Raw genomic sequence first — 17778 nt, forward strand, 5'->3', positions numbered from 1 at the left:
CTAAGCTGCAATCAGGTCAACGAGGAGCTTATCAATAGCGCGGCTCGCCGCATAATGGCTCGGCGGATTGTTCACAATCACACTGACCATCACCACTCCCCCGCGCTTGGTTTCAATGCTCGCGACCATACTCGTCACATCATCGAGCGAACCCGACTTCAGATGGATCACACCGTGGTCACCATCAGTGAACGCGCGCAGATCACCCGTCGTATCAATCTCGCCGGATACGGGCTGGCCTTCCCAGGCGCTCGCCCCCGCTGAGTTGAGAAGCTTACCCTGAACAGCAAGCAGGGTGCGTGGGGTCAGAGCCGAGCCGTCAGAAAGGCCGGAAGTATCGGAAAGATTCGCCCCGGCAAGGTCCACACCTAACTTTTTCACCTTGTCATATACGGCTTTACGCGCCCCCGCCGGCGAATTCTCATAGCCCAGATGGTGAGCAACAAGACGGCCAAACAGCTCGGCTAGCGTGTTATCCGAGAGGGTGAGCGTCAAATGCAAGATCTGCCACAGCGGAGCAGAGTGAACAACCGCAATCGAGCGCTGAGAAGCAATCGCCTTCCTCTGGCTGGCACTCGCCTCCTGCTTGCCGTCAGCTCCCTGCTTCACCTGAATTCCCTGCTGGTTCAAGCTCGCGGCAAAGCTCGCCACCGCGGCAGGCACTGGGTTTTCTTCGCGAGGAGCATACGCCATCGCTTCAGAATCGGGAACGCCATTCTTCTGCCAGTCACCAAACTGCTTGCCCTGGTCGATGGCCATCGCGCTCGTCGGCGTGAAATAGCCGATTTGCAAGTATTCTGGCGGCATATGCGCAGGCATGGAACGGGTGAAGAAGCTCTCGTCGACAGCAAGGCTCACTTGAGTGACTTTCTGCTTCTTGAGTTTCGCGACCGTCTCCTGCGCTAAGCTCGCTAGGCCTGCTCTTCCGGTCACATGCTGAGGGTCACTGATACCACTTCCCAGCAGCATGTCACCCTGGCCCTTGATTATCAGCGTGGCCTGCCCACCCTGCTGGTTAAGTTCATACACCTCAGTAGCCAGCGTGGAGCTCATATCGAGCGTATGAACGGCAGCGAGCGCGGTAAGCGATTTCAGCGTTGAAGCTGGAGTGTACGCCGTGTCAGCATTGTGGCTGCTGACTTCCCTGCCGCGCCCGTCGGAGATGGCGAAGCCGTATTTATCGCCTAAATCTGGGGTCTTCTGGAAGTCGTCGACGGCCTTCTTCACGACGTTCATGTCCAGGTCGTATTTGCGCGTGGCAGCTGTGACGCTGGGAGTGACCTTTCTGCTCGCTACTGTTTCGAGCAAGCTTGCTGGCTGGTAAGGCACATTTTTTGAAGCGCCAGCGTTTCCAGCGCCAGAAGCGTTACCAGCACCAGCCCCGCCGACAAGGCTCGCTCCGCCCAACATGCCGCGCGTCACCATCTGGTTGTGGTCAGCGCAAATCAGGCCGGAGCCCACCACGAGCGCGAGCGCAGCAGAGAGCGTCACACGCGCAGTGCGGGACGCGATTTTTCGCAGCTTCGTCATGCTTCCTCACTCTCTGAATTGCTGGCAGTGACAATCTGGCGGCCTTGGTGAGCAATAGGCTTCCACTGAGGCTTAGAAATGAGGGCAAGAATTGAGATTGGCACCAGCGACATAAAGTACACCGGGAAACTGAGGCAATAACCCAACAGTTCCTTATTCGACGCTTGAATTTTGTCGCGCTCCAAAATGCAACACAACACGGCAAGTGCCATCATCAGAAGCATGCCGCCGACTAGGCCGATAATCCAGTTGATGAGCACCTGGTTTTGCGAGCTCACCGTAATGAAACCGAGAGCCGCGAAAACGTAACCAATGATGATGCGCAAGAACCACATCGCCGTGAAAGGTGCCAAAAACAGCGAGAAATCAAGAGCGGAGAGATCACGCTCACGGACCATATGCTCCACCAAAGCACCCGCATAGTAGCGCCACACCTGCAAGTAGCCCACCGACCAGCGCAAACGCTGCTGCCAGGATTGACTGAAACGCACCGGCTGCTCGTCATACAAAATAGCGGAATTGCAATAGCCGATGCGAATACCGTTGAGCACACAGTTCAAGCCAAATTCCGCATCCTCGGTGAGCAAGTGGAAACGCCAGCCGTCGTTCATGCGCATCACGGCTTGACTGAACATGAAACCGGTTCCACCCACCTGAGCGGAGTTACCCAGAATCATGCGCGAAGAGTTAACGAAGCGCATTTCGCGCAGCCACCAAATTCCCGAGCCGGAGGACACCCAATTTTGGTCGAAGTTCGAAGCGGTTCTAAAACTGGTGACCACCGGGAAGCCTGCTTGGAACACCTTATTCATTTCGGTGAAGTAGTTCGGCTCGACGAAGTTATCTGCATCGAAGACGAAGAAGGCGTCGTATTGAGAGGCTTGCCCGAGTGCCATCATCTTGTTGAGCAGGAAGGTGAGAGCATAGCCTTTGCCGATGTGCTCGCTGTCGAAGCGTTCGACGACGTGTTCGCCTAGGTTCTCCACCACTTGAGCGGTGTTGTCGGTGCAGTTGTCGGCGACAACCCAAATATCGATGAGGTTTTGTGGGTAGTCATTAGCTCGCAGGGATGCGATGAGGTGCGGTAGAACGTTCTCCTCGTTGCGCGCGGAGACGAGCACGGCGAAGCGTTGATCTTTGGCCGCCTCGGGGAAGACGCGAGGTTTAGCGAGGAGCGCGACCAGAATGTAGACCACTTGGTAGATGAGCGCTCCCGTGCCCAGCACCATGAGCAGAATGTCGAGTAGCTGAAGAACCAGCATTAGCGGTGAACCTCCGAGGTCGACTCAAGATTATCACCGCTGTTGTGTTCCTCGTCCGTGTGCGCAGACGCGCTCGCGAGGTTCTGCTTCATCAGATCCTGCGTCACCATGTCGGGCGAGGCCTGAGCTTCCTGGTTCTTCCTCCACTGCGCGCGCAGCGAACCGGCAGAACGCTTCGCCAAAGCAACCGTTTCCGTCGCATCCAGCTCTTCAGCACTCATGAACGGGTGGCCAGGGAAATCGCGCTCATGGTTGGCTTCGCTATTCTCCTCCGAGTAATCAGCAAACTGCTTCTCTGCTTGAAGAATCTGGAGGTCAGTAGCAGTGATAATCCTGCCGGATGTGGAGCGAACAACACGACCTTGGTCAGTAAGCTTCTGGGAGAGCAACTGTGCCGAGCGGGCGAGCTTGGACTTCGCCACCTTGCCCGAGCCCACGTCGAGCAAAGTCGAATCCACCAACTCCTGACGCTGCAAGTAAGCAGTCATCACCACCTGAACCGAAGCGACCACCGGCAGGGCGAGCAAAGCACCCAACAAGCCAAACAGGTTAGAGAAGGCAAACACAGCCACCAGGCCCACAGCAGGGTGAACTGCCATCGTATTCTCCTGAATCTTCGGAGCGATGAGCATGTTCTCTATTTGCTGGTAGACCAGCGTATACACAACAATCAACAGCGCGGACTTGAGCCCTTGGTCACTCCAGGCGACGATCACCGGCAAAATAGCGCCGATAATGCCGCCAACCATCGGCACAAACTGGGAAATGATCGCGTACATCATCGCCAATGGCAGCCAGTAAGGAATGTCCGTCACGCGCATATAAATGCCCATGCAGATGGCTGAAATCACCGCAAGAATGACGCGAGAGCTCAAGAAGGAGGACACCTGGCCCTCAATCACGCTCCACACCACCAAGAACCTGCGCTGGGAACGCTGAGGAAGCCAGGAGCAAATGCTGCGGCGCATATTGGGAAGCCCCGCCGAGAAGTAATAGGTGACGAAGAGAATGACCATCAGTGAGGTGCCAAACTCCATCAGCCAGCTGGCCGCACCTGCCGTCGAACCCAGAATGTCGGTAATCCAGGAAGTCTGAATATTCTGAGCAATGAGGTTACCTAAAGCGTTGAATGCGGGCAGCTGATAATCAAATTGTGCCCTCACAAAACTGGCGAGCTCCGAGTACAGGTGAGGAATGCCGGAAATCAAGCCCGTCACCTGCTGGACGAACATGGAGCCAAACATCGCCACCAAAATGCCCACCACAATAAGCACAGCAAACCACACGCTCAGCGCCGCCACTGAGCGTTTCCACCCGTGACGAACCAGGCCCGCAACAGCAGGTTCCATCGCCAATGCGATAAACAGGCAGATGATGACGTTAACGAAAAGGCCTTCCACATTCCCCCAGTACTGGTAAATAAAAATACCGAGGAAAATGGCGACCATCACCATCAGGATGGCGCGAGGAAGCCATGCCGGAGGTTTGCGCGGGTCATTCTCAGCCAGGAAGAGGCGGTTGACGTCGTACTTACGCCTGGCCGACTCCCCTGTTTCACCAGCAGCCTCTTGAGCTGCTCGCACTTGGTTGAGTTCCACCTGCTTGGTGCGCTCTTTGGCGATCTGCTCTTCTGGCGTGCCTGGCAGCACTACTTTTTGCTGCTCGCCAATCTGAGGGATTGCTTTCTGGCTTTTCATACGCACTGGCCTCACTGTTACTGATAATCTCTGTGTTCTATTATGCTCAAGAAGCCTGATTGTATGCTCAAAAGCGGGCAAATGTGAAGGTAGTGTCATATTCGCCGATAAAGTAGGATTTATGCTTTCCGTATCGATCATCATCCCTGCATGGAACGAGGCAGAACATATTGCCGACTGCCTGACTTGCGCCACTCGTCAAACCGTGGCTGCTGCGGAGGTGCTCGTCGTCGATAATAATTCGACTGATAATACGTGTGACATCGTGCAGCAGTTTATTGACGAGAACCCCGATGCTCACGTCAAGCTGATGCATCAAAGTGCTGAGCAGGGGCTCATTCCTACGAGGAATTACGGTTTTAACCATGCCAGCGGCGATATTTTAGGCCGCGTTGACGCCGATTCGATGTTGCGCCCCGACTGGGTGGAAGCGGTGAGCACCCTGTTTACTGAGGACCCTCAAGCTATGGGCGCTTCCGGGCCGGTGGCGTATTATGATATGCCTGCCCGCCAATTCTCGCTGAAGGGTGATGCTGCTATTCGCAAGCATATTTACAAGGCCGACCATGGCCAGAGCTTGCTTTTTGGCTCGAATATGGCTGTTCGTGCAACCGCGTGGAAGCAGGTTGCCAACGAGGTGTGCCCAGACAAGGAAGATGTGTTGCATGAGGATATTGACCTCTCCTTGCATCTGATCGGTCACCATTTCAAGACGGTGTACTGCCCTCGCATGGTGGTAGGTATTTCGGCTCGCCGTATGGATACGAGTTTTGAGTCGTTTAAGGCGTATATGCAGCGCTTTAAGAACACTTTTGATGCGCATCCGGAGCATTCGCGTTCGACGCGCCCGGAGTACTTGTTCACCGCGATGTACCCGATTTTGCATTTGTGGTACCCGATGTACCAGAAGGTGCTCGATTCTAATGACATCAATCCGGCTGCGCGCGCGTGGCTTAAGCAGCAGATGGAGCTTTCTGAGGACGATGCTCTCGATACGTGGTCGGAGTTCACGGGCGACACGGAGGACACTGACCCGCAGGAGATGATGAACCGTTCGTTGGGCTTGTCAATGGCTAATTGGCAGCTCAAGCGCGCAACGGCTCGCCAGGAGAAGGCGCAGGTCAAGCTGGAGAAGGCTCAGGCCAAGTTGGAAAAGGCTGGTGACAAGCTCGAGAAGGCTGGGGAAAAGGCTCAGGCGAAGCTCGAGAAGATGGAAGCGAAGGCTGAACGTAAGGAAGCCAAGGCTGAGGCGAAGGTTGCGAAGCGCTTGGAGAAGATTAACAAGAAGTCTGCTGAGTAACGCTAGTGAGTTGAGCGCTGGCTTAGCGCTGCGCGCGCGAGATTAGCACTGCTGTTGAACGCAGCCAGAAACGCAAACTGCCCGCACCAAAAGGCGCGGGCAGTTGTTTATGCGCTCAAGCTTCACGACGGTGCGCGATGAGGCGCGGTGATAATCTCAAGCCAAGTGGTTGCGGTAGGCGTGAGGTCAGTCGACCTGCTTCCAGTTGTCGACGTCGATGTGGTGGTTCGGGTTAGCCTGCCATGCCTTCCACGCAGACTCGACGATCTCCTCGACGTCATACTTGGCGTGCCAGTCCATCACTTCGTTGATGCGCTTGGGAGAGCCGATGAGCAGCGGCGGGTCACCAGCGCGGCGAGCTTCCACTTTCTCTTGGAATGGCAGACCAGTGACGCGGCGAACCTCTTCGACGATCTGACGCACCGAAGTGCCCTTGCCTGTGCCAACGTTGAAGGCCGAGTATGGGCGGTCGTCGCGGTCGAGGTAGCTGATAGCAGCAATATGGGCGTCGGCGAGGTCGGAGACGTGGATGTAGTCGCGCACGCAGGTGCCGTCCTCAGTGTCGTAATCGGCGCCGAAGATTGCGGGAGCCTTACCCTTCTTCAGGTTGTTGAAGACCATCGGGATGAGGTTGAGGATTGCTGGGTCTTCCAGCTCGACTGGGCCGCAGCCTGCCACGTTGAAGTAGCGCAGGGCGCAGAAGCGGATGCCGTGAGCCTTGGCGACGGCGTTACCCATCCACTCGCCAAAGAGCTTGGTCTGGCCGTAAGGGTTGATTGGCAGCATTGGCACAACGTCCTCTGGCACAACTGGTACCGGTGGAACACCGTAGGTTGCTGCAGAGGAGGAGAAGACGAGCTTTTCTACACAAGCGTCAACCATGGCACCCAGCACGTTAAGCATGCCGTTGAGGTTTTGCTGGAAGTAGTAGAGAGGCTTTTCCACCGACTCGCCCACCTGCTTGCGAGCGGCGAAGTGGATGACGGCGTCCACCTTGTACAGGCGCATGACTTGTGCGAGCACCTTGCGTGCTTCTGGTGCGGCGACGTCCTGAACGACGAGAGGGTTGCCGAAGGCATGTTCCTTGGTGCCATAGCTCAGATCGTCAACGATGACGACCTGTTCACCGCGTTCCTTCAGGGCATGAACAACGTGACCGCCAATGTAACCGCAGCCACCCGTGACGAGAACTGTCATGGTATTCCTTTCTTCCGGTGCTTCTATTATGACCGGTTGACACGTCAAACCCTTGTGTGTGCGTCGTTGACGTGTTCTGTGCTTTAGTATAACAAGAACTGTTCGCTTTTGTTCTCTTATGTTCGTTTTTGTTCGTTTTATGTTTCTGCGTACTGGGAATCTTGGTAATTGCTGGCAAATCTCTGTCATCTGCCCGTCACCTTCCTGTCACCTTCCCGTCGCTCCACTTGCAACACGCGGAAAAAACATTTCTTGCCACAAGCTCTTGCCAAGTCAGAAAGCTCCCTGTAATATCGAATCTTGGCTTGGCCCCGTCGTCTAACGGTTAGGACATCAGACTTTCACTCTGACAACGAGAGTTCGACTCTCTCCGGGGCTACTTTTCATTTCTCTTTCTTTGTTTCCCCTATTTCTCCCTCGGGTTAAGTGCGCCTTGCCGCACCCTCGCTCAACGCCACCCGCTCAATTCCCAGCGCAGTCTCTGGCCCTCGTCCAACGCTCCCTCGCCCCATTTCAACATGCCGTCTTTTTATCTATATCCTTATCGATAAGATAGAAAGCACTGCCAGGCAAAGTAGCCCGCAGGTGCAATACAGAAGTACATCTATAAGTACAGAAAGCACAGATTGGAAAGACTATGACAGACTTCCCATTTAGAGACCCTAACCTTCCGATCTCTGAGCGCGTCGAAGACCTCCTCTCCCGCATGAACGTTGAGGAAAAGGTCGGCCAAATGATGCAGCTCGACGCTCAGCAAGACCTCAACGACCTTATCTTCACCAAGCACGTGGGCTCCATTCTGCACACCTCCCCAGCTCGCCAGCGCGAAGCCTACGAAATGAACGAAAAGACGCGACTGCGCATCCCTCTGCTCGTCGGCGACGACCTGATTCGCGGCTTCAGCTTCTGGCCAGGCGCCACCATCTTCCCCGAGTCGTTGGGCCAAGCAGCTTCCTGGGACCCTGAGCTCGTGGAAAAGGCTGCTCGCGTGACAGCTATCGAAGGTTCTGCCGCTGGTGAGCATTGGGCCTTCTCCCCTGTTCTGTGCATTGCTCGCGATACCCGTTGGGGTCGCGTCGACGAAACCTTTGGCGAGGATCCGTACCTCATCGGTGAGATGGCTTCCGCTCAAGTCCGCGGCTTGCAAAAGGGAGCTAAGGCTGGTGAACCTCTCGCTTCTGACGCTCTGCTCGCTACTGCCAAGCACTTCGCTGGCTACTCGGAAACCTGGGGTGGTCGCGATGCTTCTGAGGCTTCTCACACCAAGCGTCAGATGCTCTCTTGGTTCCTTCCTCCGTTTGAGTGCGTTGCTCGCGAAGGTGTCGGCTCCTTCATGCTGGGCTACTCCTCTATTGATGGCACTCCTGTTACCGTCAATCACTGGCTTCTTCACGATGTTCTTCGTAAGGCTTGGGATTATCAGGGTACTCTGGTCACCGATTGGGATAATGTTGGCCAGCTCGTTCACACTCAAAAGCTCCAGCCTGATTACACGCATGCTGCTGCTGCAGCAGTGAAGGCTGGTAATGACATGATCATGACCACTCCAAAGTTCTTCGAGGGCGCTCTCGAAGCTTTGAAGGAAGGACTGATTAGCGAAGAGGAAATCGACGAGGCAGTTCGCCGTATCCTCACCTTGAAGTTCCGCTTGGGCTTGTTTGAGAACCCTCGTCTCGCTGATGAGGCGCGCATCAAGGCTGAGATTGGCAAGCCAGAACATGGTGAGCTGAACCTGAAGCTTGCTCGTGAGTCGCTGGTTTTGCTGCACAACAATGGTCTTCTCCCCTTCACTGCTCCCCTCGATGGTGCAGCACAACATGACACCGAGCAACCGAGTGCAGCACAACAGCAGAATTCTCCTCTCAAGAAGAGCATCGCTTTGGTTGGCCCGCTCATCGACGACGCTCAGGAGCAGTTGGGCGATTGGGCTGGCGCTTCTGGCCAGGTCAACTGGATGACGAAGGAGAACCCAGAGCCTCGCGAATGCACCACTACTATTAAGGATGCTTTCGAAGCCCTGCTGCCTGAGGATTGGACGCTTCGTACCGCTCGTGGTGCTGACATTGTGCGCATGGAGAAGGACCCTGCTGGTGATACTTTCCCCGATGGTCAGCCTCGCCCTCAGGTTGCAGTTTCTTGCCCAGTTGACCCTCGCCAGATCGAGGAAGCTGTGGAAGCTGCAGAAAAGTCGGATATTGTCGTCGCCGTCGTTGGTGACACCATTGAGCTCACCGGTGAGGGCCGTTCTACCGCCACTTTGGAGATGCTCGGTGGCCAGAATGCTCTGTTGGATGCTCTGGCAGCTACTGGCAAGCCTCTGGTCGTGGTGCTCATGTCCGGCAAGCCACTCATCTTGCATGAGTCTGCGATGAACGCGGATGCCCTGCTCTGGGCTCCTAAGCCGGGTATGAAGGGCGGTCAGGCGATTGTTGAAACCCTGTTGGGCCTGAACAACCCATCGGGCCGTTTGACGATCACCTTCCCTCGTCACGTCGGCCAGCTTCCTGTGTTCTACAACATGGTTCGCGGCCAGCATGGTTATCGTTATGCTGATTTGACCCAGGAGCCAGCTTTCGCCTTTGGTGAAGGCCTCTCTTACACTACTTTCAGCTATTCGAACCTCACCATCGAGGATAATGACACGCCATTTAGCACCTCTGATACGGTTCGTGTTCATGTGGATGTGACGAATACTGGAAAGAGGGCTGGTACAGAAGTGGTTCAGCTCTACCTCTCTGATGTGGTGACGTCGGTGACGTGGGCTGATCGTGAGCTGAAGGGCTTTGCTCGCGTCCATCTTGCGCCTGGTGAGACGAAGAACGTCACCATTGATCTTCCTGTCTCCTCCTGCTCGCTGGTCAACGCCGAGGATAAGCGCGTGGTCGAGCCTGGTGAATTTGACGTTTTGGTTGGTCACTCCAGCCTTGACAAGGACCTCATCTCCACTCGCTTTAGCGTTGCGTAACCTCTAAGATTGTCAGCACGCTAAAAGGCTTGCTAGTACAGGAAAGGGCGGCTTCGGCCGCCCTTTTTTGCATATTAAGACATACTTTTACAACCGTCTCCACACCATCAATCTCAGGCTTGAGCATTCACACTACTTCGTTTCTAGCTACTTTCTCACGCACTGAGTGGAGAAAACATAACTAGAGAGAATGTGTTATTTGTGCATCCATGAGAGTCATAAAACGCTGGAGGAATGTATCGCGCTGATAATCTAAGGCAACTCGAGTAGAAGAGTGCTGGAAGAGATTATCACGGTTAGCAATAGTGCGTCCCCTGGTCGGCCCATCAAGCTCAATGCACAAGTCGCGGGAAAGCCAGTTCGTTACCAAGCTCTCATCCAGCGTGATCGCCATGGCCAGAGGGTCAGGCAAAAAGCAGCCATGGAGAGCAGGGAAATTCACGGCATATGCCCTTTGGTAGAAAGCCGCCATCTGGCCAAGAAGGAGGCCAATGGGGCTTCCAGATTCCTTCCAACGCAGAGGAACATCCGTTGCCAAATGCGTGACAGCAGTCACGTCACGACCCACTATCACCAAAGGAAGCCCCGAGCGAAGAACAGTATCTGCAGATTCAGGATCTTGTGACACATTCGCTTCCGTCCAGGCATTAACTGACCCAGGAACAGTGAGCGCGCAACCCATCACTACAATGCGGCCCGCCTTCGCCATAGCTTCAGGCGCGCGAGTAATGGCAGCAGCCAGAGAAGTCAACGAACCTGTGGCAAGAATGGTGAGTTCGCTTCCATAGCGGCGAGCTGATTCGATGAAGAATTCATCTGCAGGCATTTTTTCAACCTCGCGAGCACTGTGAGGTAGTTCAACATCACCCACCCCGTTGAGCCCGTGGATGAATGCAGAACCAGGTGAAACTTCAAAACTGCGTGCACCCAGAGCATGTTCATGGCCAAGGAACACAGGAACATCACTGTGGCCGAAGAGGTCAAGAAGGTCAAGGCTGTTGCGGGCGGATTGCCGAGCAGTCGTATTGCCAAAACTTGCCGTTACACCAATCAGCTCGACAGGGTTACTCGAATCTGCAGCACCAGGAATGCCAGCCAAACCATGCTGAGTCGCATCCATGCTGGTGAGAAGGTAAATCAAAGCGAGTGCGTCGTCAATGCCGGTATCACAGTCCACAATCAGTTTCATACCTATCAGATTATCGAAGCTTCACTACCACAGAATCTGGCAACAAAAAATCCGCGCCCAGCTGAGCGCGGATACACAGATGAGAACAACTGATTGAGCTCACGCAAACGCGGGCAAAAATCAGGCTGACAATCTTAAGAAAGACGAGTGCGCTGATAGGTAAAAGCAACCAAGCCCAAAACTGTAGCCAACACGTAGCCGACAAGAGTGAGGCTAAAGGAGAGCAGGTAAGACTTACCCGTCACGTCATAGAGCACACCGTGCAAGCCCGTCGACAAGGCGAGCATCACGTTGGAAACGAGCGCAGCACGAGCGTAAATCTGCGCATAATGGCCAGCGCCAAAATGCTCGCGAATCATCCACGGAATCGCAACCAACAGATAGCCCTGCCCAATGCCAGCGAGAACACCACCGAGTGTTGCAAGCGAAGGCACGTGAATGAAGAGGATGATCAGCCAGCCTGCCACACCGAAGAAGACGTAAGTCAGCACTACTACAACCGCATTAAAGCGATCGAGAAGGGCACCAATGCTGCCTTTACCAACGGCAGCACCGATCATAATGCCTGTCACCACAGAAGCTGCAGCTAAAGGTGCCAAGCCCATATCCTTCTCAAACGTAGCCACATGCTGAACTAGGCCAGAGGCAATCTGAAGCAAAACCATCGACAGGACAAAGAAAGCAAAGGCCCAGGAACGGAAGGCTTGACGAGGGGTAACGCCACTACCTGCAGCTGTTGGCTTCTGCGTGTGCTCTTCTTCATCGTGGCCATACGCAAACTCACCTCGGCTCTTATCAGGAGCAAAACGCAGGAGAAGAGTGCACGGAAGAGCGATCAGAGCAAAAAGCCCTGCGGTCAAAGCGTACGATCCTCTCCAACCCAGAGTGCTCATCCAAGCCACAACAATAGGCTGGAACAACGCTCCAGCAAGGCCAGACAAGCCTAAAGCGATGCCCATCACCATGCCTAAACGTTTCTCAAACCAATTAGAAAGCAACGCCTGCGGAGCGAGCAGAACAGGAATTGCGTAAGCCGCACCCATAATGGCAAAGATCACATAGAACTGCCAAAAGGCAGTAACAAAAGAGCAGGCGAGAAAACTGAGAGCGACAACAGCAACACAGAGGAAGAGCACTTTGCGTGAGTCGTAGCGTTCGAGAATTTTACCGCCAACCACGAGCATAAGGCTTCCCATCAGCATCTGTACTGTCACAGTGAGGGCCACTGCTGACTGAGACACGTGGAAGACGGCCCTCAACGTAGAGAAGTACTGACCAGGCGTGTTAACGATGACACCAAAGCCTAAGAAACTGAGAACACAGCAGCCGAGAAACACCAACCATGGTGCTCTGCGTGCAGATGCGGATACCTGCATGTCATTCCTCCCTGTGAGCACAAGCGGTGCGAGCTCACACGTGAGCAGTAGGTCAGGCAGACGCATGAGCCAACTGGGCGCAGACGTGTGAGCCAACCCTGTGCGCAAACGTGTGTGCAGCCGTATGAGCAAAACACGCACCCTCTTGTGCGATCTATGAAGAGTCCAGCATGACAAAAAATTGTGCGCACTGTGTGGAAATAAGAAGGGAAAAAGCAAAGCAGGTGCAAAAACTTCAAAATTCCTACACCTGCTTGCTTTCTTTGTTCTCTCATTGCAGCCCCAAAACGCGAAAAGCCGGAACTTTCGTTCCGGCTTTCCCCTACCAGGGTGGATAACGTGGCTCGAACACGCGACCTCCTGAACCACAATCAGGTGCTCTACCGACTGAGCTATATCCACCATGCATTGCATATAGCAACAGGAGACTATGTTACACGAAATCCGAAGAAAGGGAATACCTCATTCACTTTCGGTGTGTTGCCCAGGGCAAACAGTGAAACACATCCGCATATACCCACTGCTTTTCCCTTGTCCTTCCATGAACAAAATACCAGAACTAGTGTTGCAGACTCTTTTTATCAGCTGCATTTATGAACTCCATCTCTGAACTCCATCACACACCGTTTTCTGTTTTGCTCCGAAGGTTTGTGTGTTGCCGCTGTTCATGTGCTATGGTTAACTCTGTTCGAAAGCTGTCGTAGCTTTGGGCGATTAGCTCAGTTGGCTAGAGCGCCACGTTTACACCGTGGATGTCGGGGGTTCGAGCCCCTCATCGCCCACTTTTCTCTTTATTCCACCTGTCGCCCCCCCCGTAGAATTAGTGAGCTTTCACCGTATTCTGAGCTCCTTCGCTCATTAATCGCCTGGAAGTTGGCCTAACCTTCATTTTCGAGTCGGAGTAATGATGCCTGCTCAACGTAAGATACGAATTATTGGATGGATTGTAATCGCCTTTATCGCCATAGCGATCATAGGTGCAATTGCAGAAGCTATTGACCCTCCCAAGCCGATAAAAGTTCCCTCTGTAATCGGTATGGAATATAAAGACGCTGAGGAAAAGCTAAAAAAGACCGGCTTCACCAATGTTGAAGAAAAGCGATCAGGAAAATCCTTCTATTCCGACGGCATTGTGCAGAAGCAGTCCCCGCAAGCGAAAAAATCGGTCGTCCCCGATACGAAGATTATCTTAGAGACGAAGTCACAATTACAGATCAATGCAGAGATACGCGAGAAAGCTCAACAAGCAGAACAAGAATTTAAGAACTACGCTCAGACCCTTGTGCATATGAATGGTTTGGAAGCACTCGGCAAAGCAAAAGAAAAAGCGTCGAAAGTTTCTCTCTCTGCCGAAAACAAGACTGAGCTCACTGAAGATCGCTTGAAGAGTGACCATAACATGGGTGTCGAATGGGAAGTTACCCAAGCTTTGGCGGATGATGATGAGATCAGCCTGACTATGGATACGGTTGATAACATCAAGGCAAAAACTGAGAAAGAGAGCCGAGAAAAGAACCTTGAAGCAAAGCTAAGCAAAGACTCAGCAATGGCAGCTTGCGAACTTTATGGAAAAGACCAGTATCCTGCCGGTTTCAAGATGCACTCTATTCTCGGAGTTCTTCAAGAAATTACCCCGAAGGACGACAACACTTGGTTCTATAAGGTTAAAGTCGACGTAACGAATGAGTTGGGCGTGAAGCTTAAGAATAGAACCCTCGAATGCTCGATTTCGGGAACAACAAGCAGCCCCGACGTCGTTCAATTTGACGTTTACTGATCGATGTCAATTCAATCGTCAGTTGACTGCTCATAACAGGCAAGGAAGTCGCACAGGCGCGTGCTTCCTTGCCTTTTTTCTTTACACGCAACATCGCATAACAAAAAGCGGAACACGTGAGTGTTCCGCGGGAGAAATTCATGCTGACAATCATAAATCGTACTGATTGTCACGCTGCGTACTGATAATCTAGGTCAGTGTTCACCGTTACCGAACTGGTTGAGCTTAATGCCATTCCAGTTGCGGCTGACAGTTTTATTAGCAGCGCAATTCATACCAGCAGCCTTTGCAGCATTATTGATAGTAAAGGAACTTGCTGCACCTTCGCGACCTGGCTTCGGAGTGATAACCCACAACGCCGCGCCTTCTTCCAAAGGAGTGGAGGCATCAACAATCGTGTCGGAAAGAGTATCCTCATCATCACCGTCACGCCACCACAGAATAGCGCCATCGACAGGTCCGTTATAATCTTCGTCTTCGAGGTCCGTACCTGTAATATCCGCAATTGCCTCGCGGATATCCTCATCGACGTCGTCATCCCACATCCATTCCTGGATCACGTCGCCGGTCTTGAAACCGAATTCCTTCGCATTATTAGTAGAGGTTTCGTTAGCCACGTGTTCAGCATATCAAGGCCTCACGATTGCACCAGCTCCACACGCGCAAATTTTTCCGTTGTTTACGTGAAGAGAGATCAGTAGAAACACAAGGAAAGCCGGCGATGGCTTCGCACGCTGCTCGTGCTAAGCTCTCGTTAGCCTCGCGACGACCTCACGCCAGCGAAAGGATGGCACCTCGCGCTAACCTCGCGCTAACCTCGCGCTAACCTCGCGCCGTGCAATGCGGCAAACTTGTAGCCTTACCCTGTCCGATGGCGACAACAGCGTCGTACGCCTCGCTCAACGTGGAAACGCGCACGTCACGAATGCCTTCAGGAATATGGCCGTACGCCTCAGCGCAGTCCGAGGCAGGGACCAAGAACCATTTCGCACCATCACGGCGAGCACCCAGCAGCTTCAAGCGCACGCCACCAATCGGCCCAACTTTTCCGTCCTTCTCCATCGTGCCCGTACCAGCAATCGTCACACCGTTGGTTTCATCCTCAGGGGTGACGCGCGTAATCGCACCCAAGGTGAACATCAAACCTGCAGAAGGGCCGCCCACATCGCCCGCACCCAAGGTGAAGCGCGCAGCGGAAGCGTCAATCCCCTTCTCGCTCAAGAACTTCTTGGCTTGCAACACGGCTGAACTTTGAGCGCTACTCATCTGCTTCTTCTGCTCAGCCTCATACTCTCCGCCCGTCTGCTCGGCAGGGAAAAACACTTCCGAAGGGTAAACCACCGCGTGAGGACTCACCCAACCCCACACGTTCTCAGCAACAAGGCTTGGCTGCTCCGGAATTCCCTCCACATTGACGGTGGTGAAAAGCAGCTTGCCGCTCTCTTTATGCGTTTTCACACCTGTGACCTGGATGGCGGCGACCGCATTCTTGCCGCTGGCACCTACTTGTTGCCCAAGATTACCAAGGACGTTTTGCGTAGGCCCTGGCATTTCAATGGTGAAACCGGTAGGAAGCGCCAAGCACACCACGCACACCAGAGCGAAAACTCTCCACGCGCTCGCAGTAAACCAGCGGTAGGTGCGCACGAAAACGTTGGTGGAGCGAAGCGAGTGCTCGTTTTGCGTGCTGATAATCTTGGTTTGGCCTGTATTCAGGCCAGCTGTTGAAGCTTCTGGTGAGATTTCGCCTTTATCCCTATGCATTTGCGCCATATCATTCATAGTATGGCATAAGGCTCAAAATGCTCTGACAGTTGAATGAACGGATGTGACATGGACAGCGAAGAACTTCACCAATGGATGCTGGACAGCTTTGGTGCTGAAGGCGGAGAAGAAGCCTGGCAGAATTTCCAGAAGATGCCAGAGAGCATTCGCGAGCAGATGATGCAGCAAGCGCAAAGCAACGGCCTACCCAGCCCTGACGAAATGCACTCGTTTATGGATTCGCTGCGATCCGTGAACTTGCAATCGCTCTCCCCCGACTTGGGAAGCCCTATTAACCGTAAGCTCTACAACACGATTGCTCACGGCTCGGTCAACGACCCAACCTCCGCAGCAAGCCAGGCTGGCCATGTGATTACTGCCGGCACTTTCCAGCGTTACACGCAGGCTCTCTCAGAAACCTCCTTGTGGCTGGATTCTGCTACTGATTTCACCCCAGCTCCGGGCAAGACGGGCTTGATTTCGCGCTCGGAATGGATTGACTCGACTGCTGACACGTGGATTAACCTCGCCACTCCTGTTGCTAAGGCGACCACGGAAGAGCTCTCCTCCGTGTTTGATGAGAACTTTGGTGGCGCAAGCTTTGGCGGCTTGGGCAGCGACTCTGACGGTGCGGACGGCGAAGATGGTGATAATCAGGTGATCGGCGTGTTTGCTGGGCCTGTTCCGATCCAACTTCCTGACGGCGTGAAGAAGCCGTCAGATATTATGCGCATGCTGGGTGTGACGAGTTTCTCCATGCAGATGGGCGTCAACGCGGCCCAGCTTTCTAAGGAAGTGTTCGGCTCCTTCGACCAAGGTATTGCCATGGTCAACAATGCTGCCGGCGCGGTGCTGCCGCAAAACATTGATGAGTACGCGCGCCGCCTCGATATTCCTCACTACACGGTGGTGAACTATTTGGTGTTGCGCGAGCAGGCTTTCGCTCGCCTCTACTCTGCCGCACCGTGGTTGCCGACCCGCATTCAGGTGTTGGTGGAGAAGTACGCGCGCGGAATTAGCGTCGACCGTGATGCTATCGAGCGTGAGTTGCGTGAGTCGACGGAGATGAGCCCGCAGGGTATTTCTGGGGCTGTCAACATGTCGAATATCGCCATGAAGGAGACTGACGAGCAGAAGGAAGCCAAGCGTAGCCTCGAGACTTTGCTCGCCTTGGTGGAAGGATGGGTGGATTGCGTCACCTGGCGTGCTGCTCAAGCGTATTTGCCGCAGTTGGATGCTCTGCGGGAGATGTTGCGTCGTCGTCGCGCGGTGGGCGGACCTGCTGAGCAGACTTTCGAGAACCTCTTGGGCTTGGAGCTTCGCCCTGTTCAAGCGCGCGAGGCCTGCCAGCTGTGGGAAGAGCTCACTGCTCAGGAAGGTATTTCCGGTAGGGATGCTCACTGGCATCACCCTGATCTGTTGCCAACTCTCCCCTCTTCTGAGCCTGTTGGTGAGCAGAAGCCTGCTACCCCTCAGCCTCGCCAGCACGATTGGGACTCTGCTCTCGACTCGCTGCTTGCTGAAGAGTCTGGTGATGAGCAAGACAAGAGTGATGGTCACGATGGTGGCGACTCCAGTTCTGACAATCAGGGTTCAACCCCAGATTCTCAGAACTAATGAATCTCATTTCAGGACACTGAAAGCCGTCGTTATCTTTACGATAACGGCGGCTTTCTCATACCCGATCCGTCGCTGCATCCTTTACTTCAGCACGCATTATG

11 protein-coding genes, 3 tRNA genes and 1 pseudogene are annotated in these 17778 nt (G+C 53.9%); 6 read left to right on the top strand and 9 right to left on the bottom strand.

Annotated elements, in window-relative coordinates; genetic code table 11:
- From AEAE_RS04465 to AEAE_RS04475, 3 genes are read right to left on the bottom strand one after another with little or no spacing between them, the layout of a single operon-like run.
- Positions 1-1530, bottom strand: coding sequence for a D-alanyl-D-alanine carboxypeptidase (locus tag AEAE_RS04465; protein WP_094689912.1), 1530 nt, complete (start codon positions 1528-1530; stop codon positions 1-3).
- Complete coding sequence (locus AEAE_RS04470; protein ID WP_094689913.1) at positions 1527-2792, bottom strand: glycosyltransferase family 2 protein; 1266 nt, start codon at positions 2790-2792, stop codon at positions 1527-1529. Before AEAE_RS04470 ends, AEAE_RS04465 begins: the two co-directional genes overlap by 4 nt.
- Positions 2792-4489, bottom strand: coding sequence for an AI-2E family transporter (locus AEAE_RS04475; protein WP_158520503.1), 1698 nt, complete (start codon positions 4487-4489; stop codon positions 2792-2794). The genes AEAE_RS04470 and AEAE_RS04475 overlap by 1 nt, the downstream gene beginning before the upstream one ends.
- Positions 4490-4610: 121 nt before the next feature.
- On the opposite strand from AEAE_RS04475, the pseudogene AEAE_RS04480 reads away from it, so the two are divergent.
- Positions 4611-5507: pseudogene (locus AEAE_RS04480) on the top strand (glycosyltransferase family 2 protein); the annotation flags it as partial.
- 468 nt (positions 5508-5975) lie between these two features.
- Here AEAE_RS04480 and galE read toward each other — a convergent pair.
- A complete protein-coding gene (gene galE / locus AEAE_RS04485) occupies positions 5976-6986 on the bottom strand; it encodes a UDP-glucose 4-epimerase GalE (protein WP_094689916.1) in 1011 nt (336 codons plus the stop codon).
- Between the two features lie 307 nt (positions 6987-7293).
- Between galE and AEAE_RS04490 the strand changes: the two genes are divergently transcribed.
- Positions 7294-7365: transfer RNA gene (locus tag AEAE_RS04490), tRNA-Glu, on the top strand.
- Between the two features lie 258 nt (positions 7366-7623).
- Positions 7624-9951 carry a glycoside hydrolase family 3 N-terminal domain-containing protein gene (locus tag AEAE_RS04495; protein ID WP_094689917.1) on the top strand — a complete coding sequence of 776 codons (2328 nt, stop codon included), beginning with the start codon at positions 7624-7626 and terminating at the stop codon, positions 9949-9951.
- 181 nt (positions 9952-10132) lie between these two features.
- On the opposite strand, the gene AEAE_RS04500 is transcribed toward AEAE_RS04495, so the two are convergent.
- From AEAE_RS04500 to AEAE_RS04510, 3 genes are all read right to left on the bottom strand, one after another.
- The gene (locus tag AEAE_RS04500) at positions 10133-11140 is read right to left on the bottom strand and encodes a nucleoside hydrolase (RefSeq protein WP_094689918.1); all 1008 of its coding nucleotides are present in this window, start codon (positions 11138-11140) and stop codon (positions 10133-10135) included.
- Between the two features lie 134 nt (positions 11141-11274).
- Positions 11275-12516 (bottom strand): MFS transporter, encoded by a 1242-nt coding sequence (locus tag AEAE_RS04505; RefSeq protein WP_158520505.1) that lies wholly within the window; start codon positions 12514-12516, stop codon positions 11275-11277.
- Positions 12517-12845: 329 nt separating this feature from the next.
- Positions 12846-12918, bottom strand: a tRNA-His gene (locus AEAE_RS04510).
- Positions 12919-13224: 306 nt separating this feature from the next.
- Here AEAE_RS04510 and AEAE_RS04515 point away from each other — a divergent pair.
- Positions 13225-13298: transfer RNA gene (locus AEAE_RS04515), tRNA-Val, on the top strand.
- Between the two features lie 122 nt (positions 13299-13420).
- Entirely contained in the window at positions 13421-14293 is an 873-nt protein-coding gene (locus tag AEAE_RS04520) for a PASTA domain-containing protein (protein ID WP_094689920.1), read from the top strand.
- A gap of 194 nt (positions 14294-14487) precedes the next feature.
- Here the strand turns inward: AEAE_RS04520 and AEAE_RS04525 are convergent, their stop codons facing one another.
- Together AEAE_RS04525 and AEAE_RS04530 are read right to left on the bottom strand one after the other, a co-directional pair.
- Positions 14488-14910, bottom strand: coding sequence for a DUF3052 domain-containing protein (locus AEAE_RS04525; protein WP_244569615.1), 423 nt, complete (start codon positions 14908-14910; stop codon positions 14488-14490).
- 205 nt (positions 14911-15115) lie between these two features.
- Positions 15116-16066, bottom strand: a complete 951-nt coding sequence (locus tag AEAE_RS04530; protein ID WP_158520507.1) for a S16 family serine protease — start codon at positions 16064-16066, stop codon at positions 15116-15118.
- 60 nt (positions 16067-16126) lie between these two features.
- Between AEAE_RS04530 and AEAE_RS04535 the strand changes: the two genes are divergently transcribed.
- On the top strand, positions 16127-17674 hold the full coding sequence (locus AEAE_RS04535; RefSeq protein ID WP_094689922.1) for a zinc-dependent metalloprotease: 1548 nt from the start codon (positions 16127-16129) through the stop codon (positions 17672-17674).
- Positions 17675-17778: the final 104 nt, after the last annotated feature.

Origin of the sequence: Aeriscardovia aeriphila, from assembly GCF_002259595.1 — a bacterium.
Classification (GTDB): Bacteria; Actinomycetota; Actinomycetes; order Actinomycetales; family Bifidobacteriaceae; genus Aeriscardovia; species Aeriscardovia aeriphila.

What these genes read in the sequence shown, in the direction of transcription:
- AEAE_RS04465 (WP_094689912.1), bottom strand. Translation starts at nt 1,530, where the DNA reads ATGACGAAGCTGCGAAAAATCGCGTCCCGCACTGCGCGTGTGACGCTC.
- AEAE_RS04470 (WP_094689913.1), bottom strand. Translation starts at nt 2,792, where the DNA reads ATGCTGGTTCTTCAGCTACTCGACATTCTGCTCATGGTGCTGGGCACG.
- AEAE_RS04475 (WP_158520503.1), bottom strand. Translation starts at nt 4,489, where the DNA reads ATGAAAAGCCAGAAAGCAATCCCTCAGATTGGCGAGCAGCAAAAAGTA.
- galE (WP_094689916.1), bottom strand. Translation starts at nt 6,986, where the DNA reads ATGACAGTTCTCGTCACGGGTGGCTGCGGTTACATTGGCGGTCACGTT.
- AEAE_RS04495 (WP_094689917.1), top strand. Translation starts at nt 7,624, where the DNA reads ATGACAGACTTCCCATTTAGAGACCCTAACCTTCCGATCTCTGAGCGC.
- AEAE_RS04500 (WP_094689918.1), bottom strand. Translation starts at nt 11,140, where the DNA reads ATGAAACTGATTGTGGACTGTGATACCGGCATTGACGACGCACTCGCT.
- AEAE_RS04505 (WP_158520505.1), bottom strand. Translation starts at nt 12,516, where the DNA reads ATGCAGGTATCCGCATCTGCACGCAGAGCACCATGGTTGGTGTTTCTC.
- AEAE_RS04520 (WP_094689920.1), top strand. Translation starts at nt 13,421, where the DNA reads ATGATGCCTGCTCAACGTAAGATACGAATTATTGGATGGATTGTAATC.
- AEAE_RS04530 (WP_158520507.1), bottom strand. Translation starts at nt 16,066, where the DNA reads ATGGCGCAAATGCATAGGGATAAAGGCGAAATCTCACCAGAAGCTTCA.
- AEAE_RS04535 (WP_094689922.1), top strand. Translation starts at nt 16,127, where the DNA reads ATGGACAGCGAAGAACTTCACCAATGGATGCTGGACAGCTTTGGTGCT.